A 13,790-nucleotide genomic window follows, 5' to 3' on the forward strand; every position below is an offset into this window, starting at 1 on the left:
TCATGGGGCAGCGCTACTTTTGTCTTGACCTTATACCTACTATACACCTTATTGCTGCTCGGGTCATTAACGCTTTTGGGCCGCCCGGTCCGTAAATTATGAGGTTTTTTGTGAAAAATCAGCTCCACAGTCCCTGGGGAATCACCCGTTTCCTCACCTATATCACCCCATCGGTTCTCTCCATCCTTACCATTTCTCTTTATTTGGTGGTGGATGCCCTTTTTATCTCAAGGTACGCAGGGACCCTTGCCATGGCAGTGGTGAGCATCATCATGCCGCTCTTCAGTCTCTGTTTTGGTGTGGGAATCATGATGGCCGCAGGGTCCAGCGCGATTATGGGCATCGAAATCGGCGAGGGAAAAACAGACGCAGCCCGGAAACACTTCAGCCTGGGGTTTTACTTTCTGGTGACGACAGGCGTGTTGATCATTCTCCTAACCCGGATATTTCACGAGTTGGGTGCGCTCATATGCAAGGCATCAGAGCCGAAGATGTAGTGGTTTACCTCAAGGCTCTGATAACGAAGCAGATGAGTGCACCCGGCTCGCCCGAAGGGTGAGAAAATCAAACAGAATACCGTGCATTACATTTTGCATTTTTGAAACAACTGAAAATATTACTGCAAAGAACGGTAATTACGAATTATTCCTAAGTCCTGATTGTTTTCTCATGAAATATCCGGGCTAAGCGCGGCCACGGGCTGGGATCGTCTGGCTCGGCTCTTGGGGGCCACGGACCTTCTTGAGTCCGACTGCACCCTCTATCTCAAGGCGTTTATCGTGGGCATTGCCGCCGTGCTGCTTCAGGTCTATCTGGAGTACTCTATCCGACTGGACGGTGAGCCCCTCTGGGCATTTTACCTGACCCTTGCCGGAGGATTTACCAATGTGGCTCTGGATTATCTGTTCATCGTCAAGCTTGGCATGGGCGTTGAGGGGGCGGGTATAGCCTCGGCTGCGGGAATATGCGCGGCTTCATCCATGGGAGTTCTCTACTTTCTTACCCGGGGAAAGGTGTTGAGATTTACACGGCCCGTAATGGATCTGACCTTTTTAAAGGATTCTCTGCTAAACGGCTCATCAGAGATGAGTCACCGAGTTCTCTTCAGGGGTAAAGACCCTTGTCTTTAACCGGATACTTCTGGTCTACGCAGGAGAGGTCCGGGTGGCGGCCATGTCCATCATCATCTACCTCTACTTTCTCTTTTCATCCCTCTACATCGGGCTGAGCATGGGGGTCTCTCCCCTTGTGAGCGTCAGCTTCGGGGCGAAGAATGTAGAGAGGCTCAGGGAACTCATGGGCCTCGCGCTGAAAGTGACCCTGGTGGGATCTTTAATGACCTATCTATCGATCCTTGGCTTTGGAGACGCCATCATAACCCTCTTTACCGCTGGGCGCGCCGATGTCACAAAGCTCGCGACCGAGGGGATGGCGATTATGTCTCTGGCCTTTCTGGTCAGTGGTTTCAACATCTTGATGTTCAGGACTCTTCACCGCGTTGAACAATGGTAAAATATCGGCGTTTATCTCATTTCTGCGCACCTTTGTCTTCACCATAGGTTTTGTGGTGGTACTGCCACCCATCATGGGAACCTCTGGTATCTGGGCCTCCATCACCGCAGCAGCAGTCCTGACCCTTTTCGTCTCCATCTTTTTTGCTCTCAAATACCGGGAGCACTATCTTGGGCGGGAAGCCATGGCGATATAGAATCAGCCATCGTCTCTGGCAGAGCGCATGGCGCCTGTCCCCATGTTCCCATGTTTCCCCCATGGCAGAGAATCATCAGGCCTGACCATCCGAGAGATACGAGCATAGCCCGGATATTTCACAAGTATAGTTCATGCACAGTCAAGGCGACAGAGCTTCAAATGCAGTGGTTTACCTCAAAGCTCTGGTAACGCAGAAAATGGGTACAATCAGATCGTCCGAAGGGTGAGAAAATCGAACTGCAAACCCAAAATGACATTTTGTATTTTGAGAAGGCCTGAGTTTGTCATCGCAACACATTGCAATAAGCCTTTATATTCCGATTCATTGCGGTTCCTCATGAGATATCCGGGCTAAATCCTGACTCGCTCCTGACGGACTCTTTTTCAGTGCTTTTGACCTCGATAAATCCGTGTGTTATACAGCAGGCAAAATTATTAAAATAATTGAATTTAAGGAATCACGATGCCTGCCTTACTGAGATTACTTTTTTGTCTGTTCATCATCCCTGTTGCTTTCACGACAGGTTGCACGAAGGTGAACCTTATCTCCCTCCCCTCTGTTCCACCGGAGTCTCACCTGCCCACGAAGAGCGATTATATTCTTTACGTTGATTCGGTTCAGATCAATGGCAACCCACATGCGGACCCCAAAAAAATCAAAACAGCTTTTAGTAAACACATAAATCAATCTCGATATTTTAAAAAGGTCCTGGATTTTTCTGAGTTAGAAAAGCCTTCCAACGAAAAATACCTCATCGTCCGATCAAAGATCACGCCACTGGAATCCCACAAATACAATTGGTGGGCTGCCTGGCCCGCCGTCTACCCCATGCCCTTCTATTGGCCCTTACAGCCAAAAAAGGGGGAGGTCTCCGTCTCCATGGGATGCGGTGTATATACTCATACGGGTGATCTTGTGGCAGAATATGACGCCTGCGAGAGCCAGCCCTATTCCGTAACCTTTTATGGATTCTTCAACAACGGCGATGCGGAAGCCAACCTTGGCTCCTGTTATAAATCGGTCTTTGAAAACATCACCGGGGAGATTACCTCCGACAAACGAATCCTGGCTCTGACCCAAGAAGCGTCTCCGAAAAAGACCACGGACTCTCTTTCTCCCCCATCAAAAATCATCAAACAAGCCGCCATTCCTGCGGGGAACTTCGGGAGCTATCACGCCCTTGTCATTGGCATCGATACCTACCCGGGCTTGTCCCATCTTAAAACCGCCGTCAATGATGCCCGGGCTGTCTCCGGTATCCTCAAAGAAAAATACGGGTTTGAGGTGACGCTCCTTGCAAACCCCGGACGAGCCGAAATCATCGCGTCCCTCAGCCACTTAAGAAAAACACTCTCACCCCAGGACAATCTCCTGATTTATTATGCCGGACACGGCTGGTTGGACAAACAAGCCGATGAAGGCTACTGGCTGCCCGCAGATGCAAAAGCAGGCGATGAATCCAATTGGATCTCCAATGCCACCATCACCTCAGCCATACGCGCCAATGAGGCCAAGCATGTACTCATCGTCTCCGACAGCTGCTACTCCGGCAAACTCACCCGCGCCATTCATCTTACCCGGAAAACCCGAGGGTACATCCAGCGCCTGAGTGAGAAAAAGGCCCGTGTCGTGATGGCCTCCGGAGGGCTGGAGCCCGTGGAAGACAGTGGCCGTCAAGGGCATTCCGTCTTTGCTGCGGCATTTATCGATATGCTTGAAAAAAACGATGCTGTGATGGAAGGCTCGGAGGCTTTTTCACAGATTAGACACTCGGTGATGCTAAACGCGGATCAAACCCCTGAGTATGGAGATGTCCGAAAGGCCGGACATGAAGGGGGAGATTTTCTTTTCGTGAGCCAGGCCAAGGGACAAATCACCGAGTGAGCCTTAACCGGATATTTTATATCGTTACTTATAAAGGAAGAGTGTCTCATAAATTGATGTAATGTTATTGTAGAGGTCAAGCGCATGGCGCCTGTCCCCCGGGCTATAGCCTAAAAATATAAAGGACGTACCGTTGAAAAATTGTCGTATCGAACATGATTGTATCGGTAAAAGAGAAGTCCCCTGTGAATGCTATTACGGCATTCAGACTCTGAGGGCTGCTGAAAACTACAAAATCAGCAACATTCCCATCAGTCATTATCCCCGGCTGATCGATTCCCTGGCATACATCAAGATGGCCGCAGCCCAGGCCAACTGTGAGCTGGGGCTGTTGGACGAAGAAAAGGCAACTCACATCACGCGGGCCTGTGAAAAGATCCTGGAAGGCAAGCACTACGATCAATTTGTGGTGGACGTGATCCAGGGCGGTGCCGGGACCTCCACCAATATGTGCGCCAACGAGGTCATCGCCAACCTCGGCCTGGAAAGCATGGGCCACTGCTGCGGTGAATATGAGTCCCTGCACCCGAACATCGATGTAAACATGTCCCAGTCCACCAATGACGTGTACCCCACAGCCGTGCGCATTACCTTGATTGCCCTGATCCGCCAGCTTATCGAGGCCATGGCGTACCTGAAAACGGCCTTTGAAAAAAAGGCAGAGGAGTTCAAGGACATCATCAAGATGGGGCGCACTCAGCTCCAGGACGCCGTGCCCATGACGTTGGGGCAGGAATTTTCCGTCTACGCCGTGATGATCGGCGAAGATATGATGCGCCTGCAGGAGACCACGGACCTGGTCCGTGAGATCAATATGGGGGCCACGGCCATCGGCACGGGGTTGAACGCCCACCCCGAGTATGCGGATCTGGTGACGGAAAAACTCTCCAACCTTCTGGGCATTAACCTGATCAAGGCAGAAAATCTGGTGGAAGCGACCCAGGATACAGGGGCGTATGTCCAGCTATCCGGGGTGCTCAAGCGTGTGGCTGTCAAAGTGTCCAAAATCTGCAATGATCTACGGCTGATGTCTTCCGGTCCCCGTTGCGGGTTCAACGAGATCAATCTTCCTCCCATGGCCCCAGGTTCTTCCATCATGCCGGGCAAGGTCAATCCCGTCATTCCCGAAGTGGTCAATCAGACCTGTTTTTATGTGGTGGGTGCAGACATAACCGTCACCATGGCATGTGAAGCCGGTCAGCTGGAACTCAACGTCATGGAACCGGTGATCGCTCACAGCCTGTTCAGCTCTCTTAACTACCTGCGCAACGCCTTTCAAACCCTGGCGACCCGATGCATTGAAGGCATCACCGCCAATGAGGATGTCTGTCTCAACTATGTCCGCAACAGCATCGGCCTGGTCACGGCCTTGAACCCCTATATCGGCTATGAAAAATCCACGGAAGTGGCCCACGAGGCCCTTGCATCCGGCGCGTCCGTGTACGACATCGTCCTGGCCAAGGGGTATATGAAAAAAGAGGAGCTGGACGATATCCTCGCCCCTGAGAACATGATCACCCCCCGATATTTTCATAAAAAAGACTAAGCTGATATAAAAGCCCCCGGCGTATCATGGCCGGGGGCTTTTGTGCTCTATGAAAATTCGACGGATCACACGCCCCCCCTCGTCTTTCTCCGCATCTTTAAAAGGGAGGCCATCAAGCGCCGTCCGACTGATCACAGGGTAAACGGTCTTCTGGCCGGGATCTGTCCTGACCATCCGGGGAAGACGAGGCATACGCTTCATCTCCCTGGTTTGTCATGTCAGAAATACGGATATACGGATATATTGATAATTTTCTGGAATGAATTTCTTTTTAAAAAGGCAGGTTACTTATTGAGAGAGAGTGTCTCACAGATTGATGTAGAGGTCAGGCGCATGGTGCCTGTCCCCTGGTTTGCTGGTTTGCTGTGGTTTATAGCACTCGGACTGCCTTGAAATTGCCTTAGAGCACTCGTTTTGGTACTGAAAAGGGCATTCTAACCCGGATATTTCATGAGAAAACAATCAGGGCTAAGGAATAATTCGTAATGACAGTTCTTTGCGGTAATATTTTTAGTCGTTCCAAAAATGCAAAATGTAATCCACGCTATTCTGTTTGATTTTCTCACCCTTCGGGCGAGCCGGGTGCACTCATCTGCCGTGTTATCAGAGCCTTGAGGTAAACCACTACATCTTCAGCTCTGATGCCTTGCATATGAGCGCACCCAACTCGTGAAATATCCGGGCTAAGCCTCAAAAACAGCTCTTTTAGACTAAAAAAGCCTTAGTCTGCAATGGATTGGCGTGGTCCGATTCCATTTCTAATACTTATTATGGATGTCCCCAGCTATTTTATTCTGCCGAGGGGGAAACGGTGCCTGTGAGCAGCGGTGTTATCACGACTCGGCGGTTGGCAGCGTGATCAGCTTCGGTAGTACCAGTCGTTAACGGTTTAGACTCACCATAAGCCTTGCTCTTTAATCGATTATAAGCAATACCACACGACATCAGATACTCTTTGATCGACGCTGCCCTGGCTTCTGTCAACAATTGGTTGTATTGATCATCAGCGCGCACATCCGCATGTGTCTCTATCAGGTAGCTGTAATTAGAGCATCGTTTTGCCTGCGCAATCATTCTGTCCAGGATCGGCAGAAACACGCTATTCGGTTTGGTTGAGTTTGTGTCAAATACCTGCATGTGTACAGACCACGCCTGCGCGCAGTTGCTGGGCACTTCGTCTCGCGATGCAACGTTAATGGGTTTCTTCTCTGCTTCGGCCTTTTTGTAATCCTCTACAAACTTATCAATGATTTTCAAAATCGCGTCATACATCCATTCCCCACGATTCTGACACCAATTTGAATCACTTCCAGAACCCCAGGTCCCCAACTTGAATTGTGAATCCGGTCTTCGCAGGATGCTCGCTGACTGCATGAATGACATCCAGACATTGTTACGACAGCAGTGTTCGTCATCAGACAACATTTCAGCTTCTTCAAGTGCTTGGCCCGTTAATCCAATCGTGCCTCCAGAGTAACCGGGATATACTGCAATCTCAGGTTGGCCCGGCGTCGTCTGCATTTCTTCCTTGGTTAACAACTTCAAACCAACATCGTTCAGTCGTTGCTTGATCTGAAACTTAAGATCATCGCGCATGGTAATACCATTCTTTTTGCTACTACCTTCAACATAATCCAAAATGACATAGACACCCTCAATTCCTGCAAGAGACGAGTAATTCTTGAGATACTCTTCAGTACCAATGGGGATCAAAGAGGTAGTTCCCGGATAGTACCGCACAGCCTCACTTTTCGACGTGTCAGCAAAAACAGTGGCGGAGAAGCAAAACAGGGTTATCGTGAGAAATAAAATGGCAGACCGCATATCCATTACTCCATGTTGGTTTCCAATCAATTCAATAGTTATCGGCTGCAAGTCGTATAACTATTGCGAACAAGATCAAATCGATTGGTTTTTTTTGGCGTAAAACCACACGAAAATCACCGAACAAAACGGAAAATGAAAGAATAATTGGAGTCCTAACAGTTGCTGAGATACTGTCAGCTGCGTTCGCCAAAAACAACCAACGACGAACGCTAACCCGGATATTTCACGAGTTGGGTGCGCTCATATGCAAGGCATCAGAGCTGAAGATGTAGTCGTTTACCTCAAGGCTCTGATAACGCGGCAGATGAGTGCACCCGGCTCGCCCGAAGGGTGAGAAAATCAGACAGAATACCGTGGATTACATTTTGCATTTTTGAAACGACTGAAAAAATCGCTGCAAAGAACGGTCATTACAAATTATTCTTTAGTCCTGATTGTTTTCTCATGAAATATCCGGGCTATCATGGTCGTAGCTACGCTCCATGTGGGGAAACACCATCAATTAAATTGCATCCGAGATGTGAACGAGTGAACCTGATATCGACTGTAACCAATCAAGGGAAAGTCCGTTTTATGGTTTACGATGGGAAAATGAATTCTCAAACTCTGCTTCAATTCATGACGCGTCTTATTGAAGGTGCTTCTAAAAAGATTTTTTTGATTCTTGATAATCTAAAGGGACACCACAGCCGAATCGTGAAAGCGTGGTTGGCGGACCATGAAGCTGAAATTGAGGTGTTTTATCTTCCTTCATATTCTCCGGGACTCAATCCAGATGAGTATCTTAACTGCGATTTGAAAGCGGGAGTTCACAGCAAAACTCCAGCGAGAACAAAAAAGCAATTAAAAACGAAGGCAATATCGCATCTAAGAAGGCTCTAAAAGATGGGGGGAAGAGTCAAAAAATACGTCCATCATCCCAAAATGCGTATGCTGTATGATTTGTGTATTAAGTGCCGGATTAATAACTGATAGGCTAAACTGATAAGTAATCGTTTTTTCGAGCATCCATAGGCAAATGAGCCTCGCGGCCCAAAACTCTTCAAGAGCCCTTAATCTAACTCAATATTGCATTAACTACAACAGTTTTCACCCTCACAAGCAAGGCCAACGAAGGAAAAGGGGTCACACCTACACATTTGACATTTTGAAAAAGGGGTCGCCTTTTGACAACAGGCATCTTCGATAACCCCGCACCACCATGGGATAGCCAAGGCATTCTCTTTTCCCTAATTTTTGAGCGCAGATCCATCCGTACCCATCTGTGTTATCTGTGGCCAAACCGCTTTTTTCAAGGGTACCCCTGAAGCCAACACCGTATTGACCTCCTCTCCTTTTTTCAAAGCCACCGTGGTGGGGGTTGAAACCATAGACCGAGCCTGTGACTCAGCAAAAGAACGGGTCAAAAGTGCGTACAAATGATTAAGCTTTGCGGCGATTTTGATGAGGAATCGGTTCAAAGGGTGATTGAAGCCATCGAAGATGGATAATGCGTCTCTTTATTATTTACAAATGTTTGGTGGCGCTCTTAAGCTGGCAATTCATACCCGCATTGAGCCGCTGGAAGGGGGATATGCCCAAGCCAGTAACAAAGACTTTCAGTTGGAACGGCTGACCAAGGTCAAATCTGACCTCACGTTCAAAATCAACAGCGGCACCCTTGAGAGCATCTCCGGAGATATTCTCGATACGTATAAATTGTACCTGATGCAGTAAGAAAGGAATCGGGAGGCGGAAGGCATGAAATACTTTGATGATTTTTCAGTGGGTGAGACTGTCGTCGTGGGAGAGCATCTTCTGACCCAGGAAGAGCTCATTGGATTTGCCGAGAAGTGGGACCCTCAGTTTTTTCATGTTTCCCCTGAGGCTGCCGAGAAATCCATCTTCTCTGGCCTTATCGCCGCCGGAACGCATCTCATGAGTATTGCGGTTCTCCTGCTTGTAAAGCAGCAGCCAAGCGTTGCTGTCCTTTCCGGCCTGGGGTGGGATGAGGTTCGTTTTCTTGCCCCTGGACGCCCGGGAGATAGGCTGGTTACATCTCGAGAGTGCCTTGAAACCCGCCCTTCTGCATCAAAACAAGATCGCGGGATTGTTATCAACCGCATCACCTTGAACAACCAGAAAGGTCAACTTCTGCTCACCTATGTGGATACCATTCTGGTAAAAAAGACCCCCTGAAGGGAAGATTCCACCTGCCTCCAGCCACTATCAAAAGTTCCGGCAGGCACCCATCACACCCTGACAGCCTTATAAAAGCGGCTACACCGTTTCAAGAGAGCACGAAGGGCGTGAAGAAAAGCTAAAAGCAACGATTCAACTTCAATGAGATCCAAATATCGCCTGACGGCCAGCGGTAAAGATAGGGATCATGGCATCGATGCCTTTATCCACCGGAGCATCCGAGACCTGCTTTCAAGGGCTTTTGGCTCAGTGGCTTCGCCACCTTTCCGCCGGAGTTATTCCGTTTAAAATCAAGGGGCGAATGGGTTTCTGCCTGTCGACACCTCATGCACTTGCGACGCACTGTGCGTTTCCTTTCACTTCAAGCGAATGCGGACGCCTTTCACCCCGATATCCCGCACCCGTAGCGCATTCGCAAACCCGCTTTCAAGGTGGCTCCACCTTGCCGCCGGAGGCCACGTTCCGAAGGTTCTTTCCCACCTGTCCTCCAGCCTGGCACCGCCTCCCGCATTGACCGACGTTTTCACCTTCTCACAGCCGTTGACAGCGGGCAGCCCCGATGCTAAAACGCCGTTTCATCACGGCGTTTTTTCTTGTCACCCCTTTTCCAAGTAAAGTTGCAAGCGATCCTATGAAAAAAAAAATTGAATTACTGGCCCCCGGTGGAGACATCGATTCCATCAAAGCCGCCATTGCTGCTGGAGCGGATGCAATCTACTGCGGGCTGAATAAATTCAATGCCAGAGACCGGGCCACCAATATCGACTTTCATGATTTTAACGGGATGGTTCATCTGGCCCACCAAAACCACTGTGCGGTGTTTCTCACGATTAATATCATGATCGTGGAAAGCGAAATCCCGGCCCTGATTCGTTTGCTGAACAAACTCGTCAACACAAAGATCGATGCCGTTATTGTCCAGGACCTGGGGCTTTTTTATCTATTATCTACTTATTTCCCAAGCCTTGATGTCCACGCCTCCACCCAGGTCAACACCCACAACGAGGGCCAGCTCCATTTTTTAAAGGCGCTGGCCGCCACCCGGGCCAACCTCGCAAGAGAACTGAACCTCGATGAGATCAGAGACTTGACGGCCACAGCCCATCAGGACGGCATGGAAACCGAGGTCTTTGTCCACGGCTCGTACTGCCTCTCCTTTTCGGGGCTCTGCTATCTGAGCTCTGTCATCGGGGGAAGATCGGGCAATCGCGGGAGATGCAGTCAGCCTTGCAGGGATCAATATATAAAGACGCCTGCAGGGAAAGACTTCCCTTTGAACCTCAAGGACAATTCGGCCTGGCTGGATCTGGAAGCGCTCGCCGAGGCCGGAGTGGATTCCCTGAAGATTGAGGGACGCATCAAGAAATTTGATTACGTCTATACGGTGGTCGATTGCTGGAGAAAGCAGCTCCAGCGATTCTATGAGAAGCAGCCGCTGAGCACTGACAACAGCGTCCTATATAAGGTGTTTAACCGCGATTTTTCCAATGGCTTTTTAGCGGGACAGATCCATAAAGAGATGTTTATTGACAACCCCCGGGACCATTCCATCAAGCAGCTTTCTGAGGCGGTCTCCTCCTCTTCGGATGAAACCAGGGAGACGAACCGGGTTAAATTTTATGAGGACAAGGCAGCCCTCACCGCCCGCGCCAAACATAAAATCGCCTCTTTAAACATCGAACAATGCCCTTTGCGGATCCAGGTATCAGGGAGCCTTGGCGCGCCTTTGACGGTGACGGTCACCACACCGGAGACCACCTTCCACGTCGATTCAGAGATTCTCCTGACCCGAGAGCTTAAGAAGAAGGACCTCCCCGCCCTTCACCCGGCCCTCTTTTCAGAGCGTTTCAAGGACCTGGACACCTCAGAATTTGGCCTGAGCCCGATCTCCCTGGAGCATCTCCAGCCGGGCCTTTTTATCCCGTTCAGAGAGCTCACCATACTGAGAAAAAAAATAGCGTTCATCTTAAATGGCGAGAGAGAGAAAGTGGCCCCCATCGACCTTCCTCTCCTGGAGAAAAAGAGCCCATCCCCCATCCCCCCGACGCTTTCGGTGGTCCTCTCCTCCCAGGATGAGCTGGCCCTTTGCCGGGACTCTTCGGCCGATCTCTTTTTCAAGCTCCCCAGCTGTTTGAAACAGGACCTCCCTTCCCTGATCGCTCTTTTTCTGGAAAACAAAACCCTGGTGCCCTGGTTTCCCTCTGTGTTGATCGGAGAGGACTACACCGCGGCCGTCGCATTGCTCCAGACGATTCGCCCCACGCGTATGGTCACCGACAACACCGGCATCGCCCATGAAGCCTCCCAAAACGGGATCCCCTGGATTGCCGGGCCGTCTCTGAATATCGCCAACGCCTTCAGCCTCCTGTGCTTAAAGGAAAAATTCCATTGCTCCGGCGCTTTTCTATCTAACGAGCTCAACCTTCAGCAGCTCAAACAGATCATCAGGCCGGATCAGTTTGACCTGTACTTCAGCATCTGCCACCCCATCTCTCTCATGACAAGCCGGCAGTGTTTACTGCATCAGGTGATCGGCTGTAAAAAAAGCATGATGGATGAGGAGTGCCTTCGGACATGCCAGAGGTCGGCGACCCTCTCCCATGCTACCCGCCACTCCCTTGTGGCCAGCAAAACAATGGGAAACTATCACTGCCTTTACGCCCAGCACCCTCTCTTGAACACGGAGATTGTGGCCGACCTGCCGGGCATGTTTTCAAGTTTTTGCGTTGATTTAAGAGAGATCCAGACCGAGACTCGGATACAGCCGGACAAAACCGAAGTGATCCAGCTTTTTGAAGCACTCCTGGCCGGAGCCCCCGAAGCAGCGGCTGCCCTCCACCAGAAAATTCAGCCTTCCACCAACGGCCAATATAAAAAAGGCATCTGACCCCGCGCTCCCCTATAAGTAACGCGACGAAATCTTGTTGATTGTATCTTCCTGGTAACGTATGGATTGGGCCCGTAACCACATACACGACTCGAATTTACGAGGGGGACAGATTCATTTTATTACATCGACAGATGAACGATGCGCCCCTCCGCAGAATGAACAGGAATAAATCATGGATGCACACAACAGCGAACGACACAGAAGGCCGCTTTTCAGCAGTCGGTTATCCATCATCACGGTTGCCGCAGGCTCCGCCATCGGACTGGGCAATATCTGGAAATTCCCCTACATTACCGGCAAAAATGGCGGTGCCGCCTTTATCATTGTTTATCTCTGCTGCATCGCATTGATCGGTCTGCCTGTGCTGATCTCCGATTTCATTATCGGCCGACGGGGTGGGGGAAGTGTCGTGAGCTCATTCCGGGCATTGGCCGGAGAACGAAGCCCCTGGCTCTTTGGCGGTTTTATCGCTCTGTTCGGCAGCGCGACCGTGCTGAGTTTCTACGGGGTGGTGGCGGGATGGTCCCTGGAGTACGTGGCCCGGGCAGCCTGCAATGATTTCGCCGGCAAAACACCGGCAGAGATCGGGGGCATGTTCACCGATTTCATCACATCCCCGGTGGCCCCCATCGCGTGCCAACTGCTCTTTATGGCCATTACCGCGGGCGTGGTCTACGCCGGGGTCAAAAAGGGCATCGAAACCTTTTCAAAGGTGATGATGCCGGTCCTTATCGGGATCATTTTACTGCTTTGCCTTCGATCCCTCACCCTTCCCGGAGCCGAGGCCGGTCTGGCCTTTCTTTTTAAACCCGATTTTTCCAAGCTCTCGGCGGCCGGGGTTCTCGATGCCCTGGGTCATGCCTTCTTTACCCTGAGCCTCGGCGTCGGGACCATGATCACCTACGGATCGTATATCGATAAAAAGGAAGATCTGGCCGTCACCGCAGTGCAGATCTGCATCGCCGATACCGTCATCGCCCTCCTTGCCGGGGTGGCCATTTTTCCAGCCGTCTTCGCCTTTGGGGTGGAACCGGGCCAGGGGCCGGGCCTCGTCTTCGTCACCCTGCCCAACATCTTCGCCCAGATGCCGGGGGGGTATATCTTCTGCATCCTCTTCTTTCTGCTGCTGGCCGTGGCAGCCCTGACCTCCTCCATCTCCATGCTGGAGGTGAGTGTGGCCTACGCCTCCGAAGACCTCGGCGTCTCCAGAAAACGGGCGACCCTTATTTTAGCCACCCTGATCTCGCTGGTGGGGGTGGTCTGCTCACTCTCCATGGGAAAATATGAGGCGCAGCTCACCTTTTTCGGAAAAAATTTCTTCGACCTGGCTGACTTTGCCGTCTCCAACGTTGAAATGCCCATCGCCGGAGCCCTCTCTGTGATCTTTGTCGGATGGATGCTGAAACGGAGAAAGGTAGAAGACGAGCTAACCTGCAACGGAACGCTTCCGGTCCCCCTTGTCGGAGCCTTTCTCTTCACGGCCAAATACCTGGCGCCCGTCGCCATCGCCATCGTCTTTCTTCACTCTCTGGGGATGATTTAAACCGGTAAGGCGAACTCACACCGCCCCATTGATGCACGCCACGTCATCCAAAAAGACACCCTCGGGTGGCGCATGTTAAACCAGCCCCTTCAAACACCCGCCGGGATTTTTTCCGGCGGGCATTCCCCCCCATCTCCAGGCCCCTTGATTGATATGCCCCGTCCATGTATAAACGGGACCCATATCGAGGCATGACAAGCCCCCTTTG

The 13,790-nt window shown here is 50.7% G+C and carries 12 protein-coding genes; 11 read left to right on the forward strand and 1 reads right to left on the reverse strand.

Annotated features, from left to right (window positions below):
• Positions 1 to 110: 110 nt before the first annotated feature.
• From Q1Q75_RS09105 to aspA, 6 genes are all read left to right on the forward strand, one after another.
• The gene (locus Q1Q75_RS09105; RefSeq protein ID WP_300669622.1) at positions 111 to 497 is read left to right on the forward strand and encodes an MATE family efflux transporter; all 387 of its coding nucleotides are present in this window, start codon (positions 111 to 113) and stop codon (positions 495 to 497) included.
• 162 nt (positions 498 to 659) lie between these two features.
• Positions 660 to 1,130, forward strand: a complete 471-nt coding sequence (locus Q1Q75_RS09110; protein WP_300669624.1) for a hypothetical protein — start codon at positions 660 to 662, stop codon at positions 1,128 to 1,130.
• Positions 1,131 to 1,140: 10 nt separating this feature from the next.
• Positions 1,141 to 1,512, forward strand: a complete 372-nt coding sequence (locus tag Q1Q75_RS09115) for an MATE family efflux transporter (protein WP_300669668.1) — start codon at positions 1,141 to 1,143, stop codon at positions 1,510 to 1,512.
• A complete protein-coding gene (locus Q1Q75_RS09120) occupies positions 1,499 to 1,708 on the forward strand; it encodes a hypothetical protein (protein ID WP_300669625.1) in 210 nt (69 codons plus the stop codon). The genes Q1Q75_RS09115 and Q1Q75_RS09120 overlap by 14 nt, the downstream gene beginning before the upstream one ends.
• Positions 1,709 to 2,245: 537 nt before the next feature.
• A complete protein-coding gene (locus tag Q1Q75_RS09125) occupies positions 2,246 to 3,595 on the forward strand; it encodes a caspase family protein (protein WP_300669627.1) in 1,350 nt (449 codons plus the stop codon).
• Positions 3,596 to 3,728: 133 nt separating this feature from the next.
• Positions 3,729 to 5,141 carry an aspartate ammonia-lyase gene (gene aspA / locus Q1Q75_RS09130; protein ID WP_300669629.1) on the forward strand — a complete coding sequence of 471 codons (1,413 nt, stop codon included), beginning with the start codon at positions 3,729 to 3,731 and terminating at the stop codon, positions 5,139 to 5,141.
• 789 nt (positions 5,142 to 5,930) lie between these two features.
• On the opposite strand, the gene Q1Q75_RS09135 is transcribed toward aspA, so the two are convergent.
• Positions 5,931 to 6,965, reverse strand: a complete 1,035-nt coding sequence (locus Q1Q75_RS09135; protein ID WP_300669631.1) for an OmpA family protein — start codon at positions 6,963 to 6,965, stop codon at positions 5,931 to 5,933.
• Positions 6,966 to 7,412: 447 nt separating this feature from the next.
• On the opposite strand from Q1Q75_RS09135, the gene Q1Q75_RS09140 reads away from it, so the two are divergent.
• The 5 genes from Q1Q75_RS09140 to Q1Q75_RS09160 all read left to right on the forward strand — a co-directional run bounded on the left by Q1Q75_RS09140 (position 7,413) and on the right by Q1Q75_RS09160 (position 13,582).
• A complete protein-coding gene (locus Q1Q75_RS09140) occupies positions 7,413 to 7,850 on the forward strand; it encodes an IS630 family transposase (RefSeq protein WP_300669670.1) in 438 nt (145 codons plus the stop codon).
• Between the two features lie 600 nt (positions 7,851 to 8,450).
• A complete protein-coding gene (locus tag Q1Q75_RS09145) occupies positions 8,451 to 8,684 on the forward strand; it encodes a hypothetical protein (RefSeq protein ID WP_300669633.1) in 234 nt (77 codons plus the stop codon).
• Between the two features lie 24 nt (positions 8,685 to 8,708).
• The gene (locus Q1Q75_RS09150) at positions 8,709 to 9,146 is read left to right on the forward strand and encodes a MaoC/PaaZ C-terminal domain-containing protein (protein WP_300669635.1); all 438 of its coding nucleotides are present in this window, start codon (positions 8,709 to 8,711) and stop codon (positions 9,144 to 9,146) included.
• Between the two features lie 634 nt (positions 9,147 to 9,780).
• Entirely contained in the window at positions 9,781 to 12,036 is a 2,256-nt protein-coding gene (locus Q1Q75_RS09155; protein ID WP_300669637.1) for a peptidase U32 family protein, read from the forward strand.
• A 175-nt stretch (positions 12,037 to 12,211) separates the two neighbouring features.
• A complete protein-coding gene (locus Q1Q75_RS09160) occupies positions 12,212 to 13,582 on the forward strand; it encodes a sodium-dependent transporter (protein WP_300669639.1) in 1,371 nt (456 codons plus the stop codon).
• The last annotated feature ends 208 nt before the right edge of the window (positions 13,583 to 13,790 follow it).

This window comes from Desulfoluna sp. (assembly GCF_030145185.1).
In the GTDB taxonomy this organism is placed as follows: domain Bacteria; phylum Desulfobacterota; class Desulfobacteria; order Desulfobacterales; family Desulfolunaceae; genus Desulfoluna.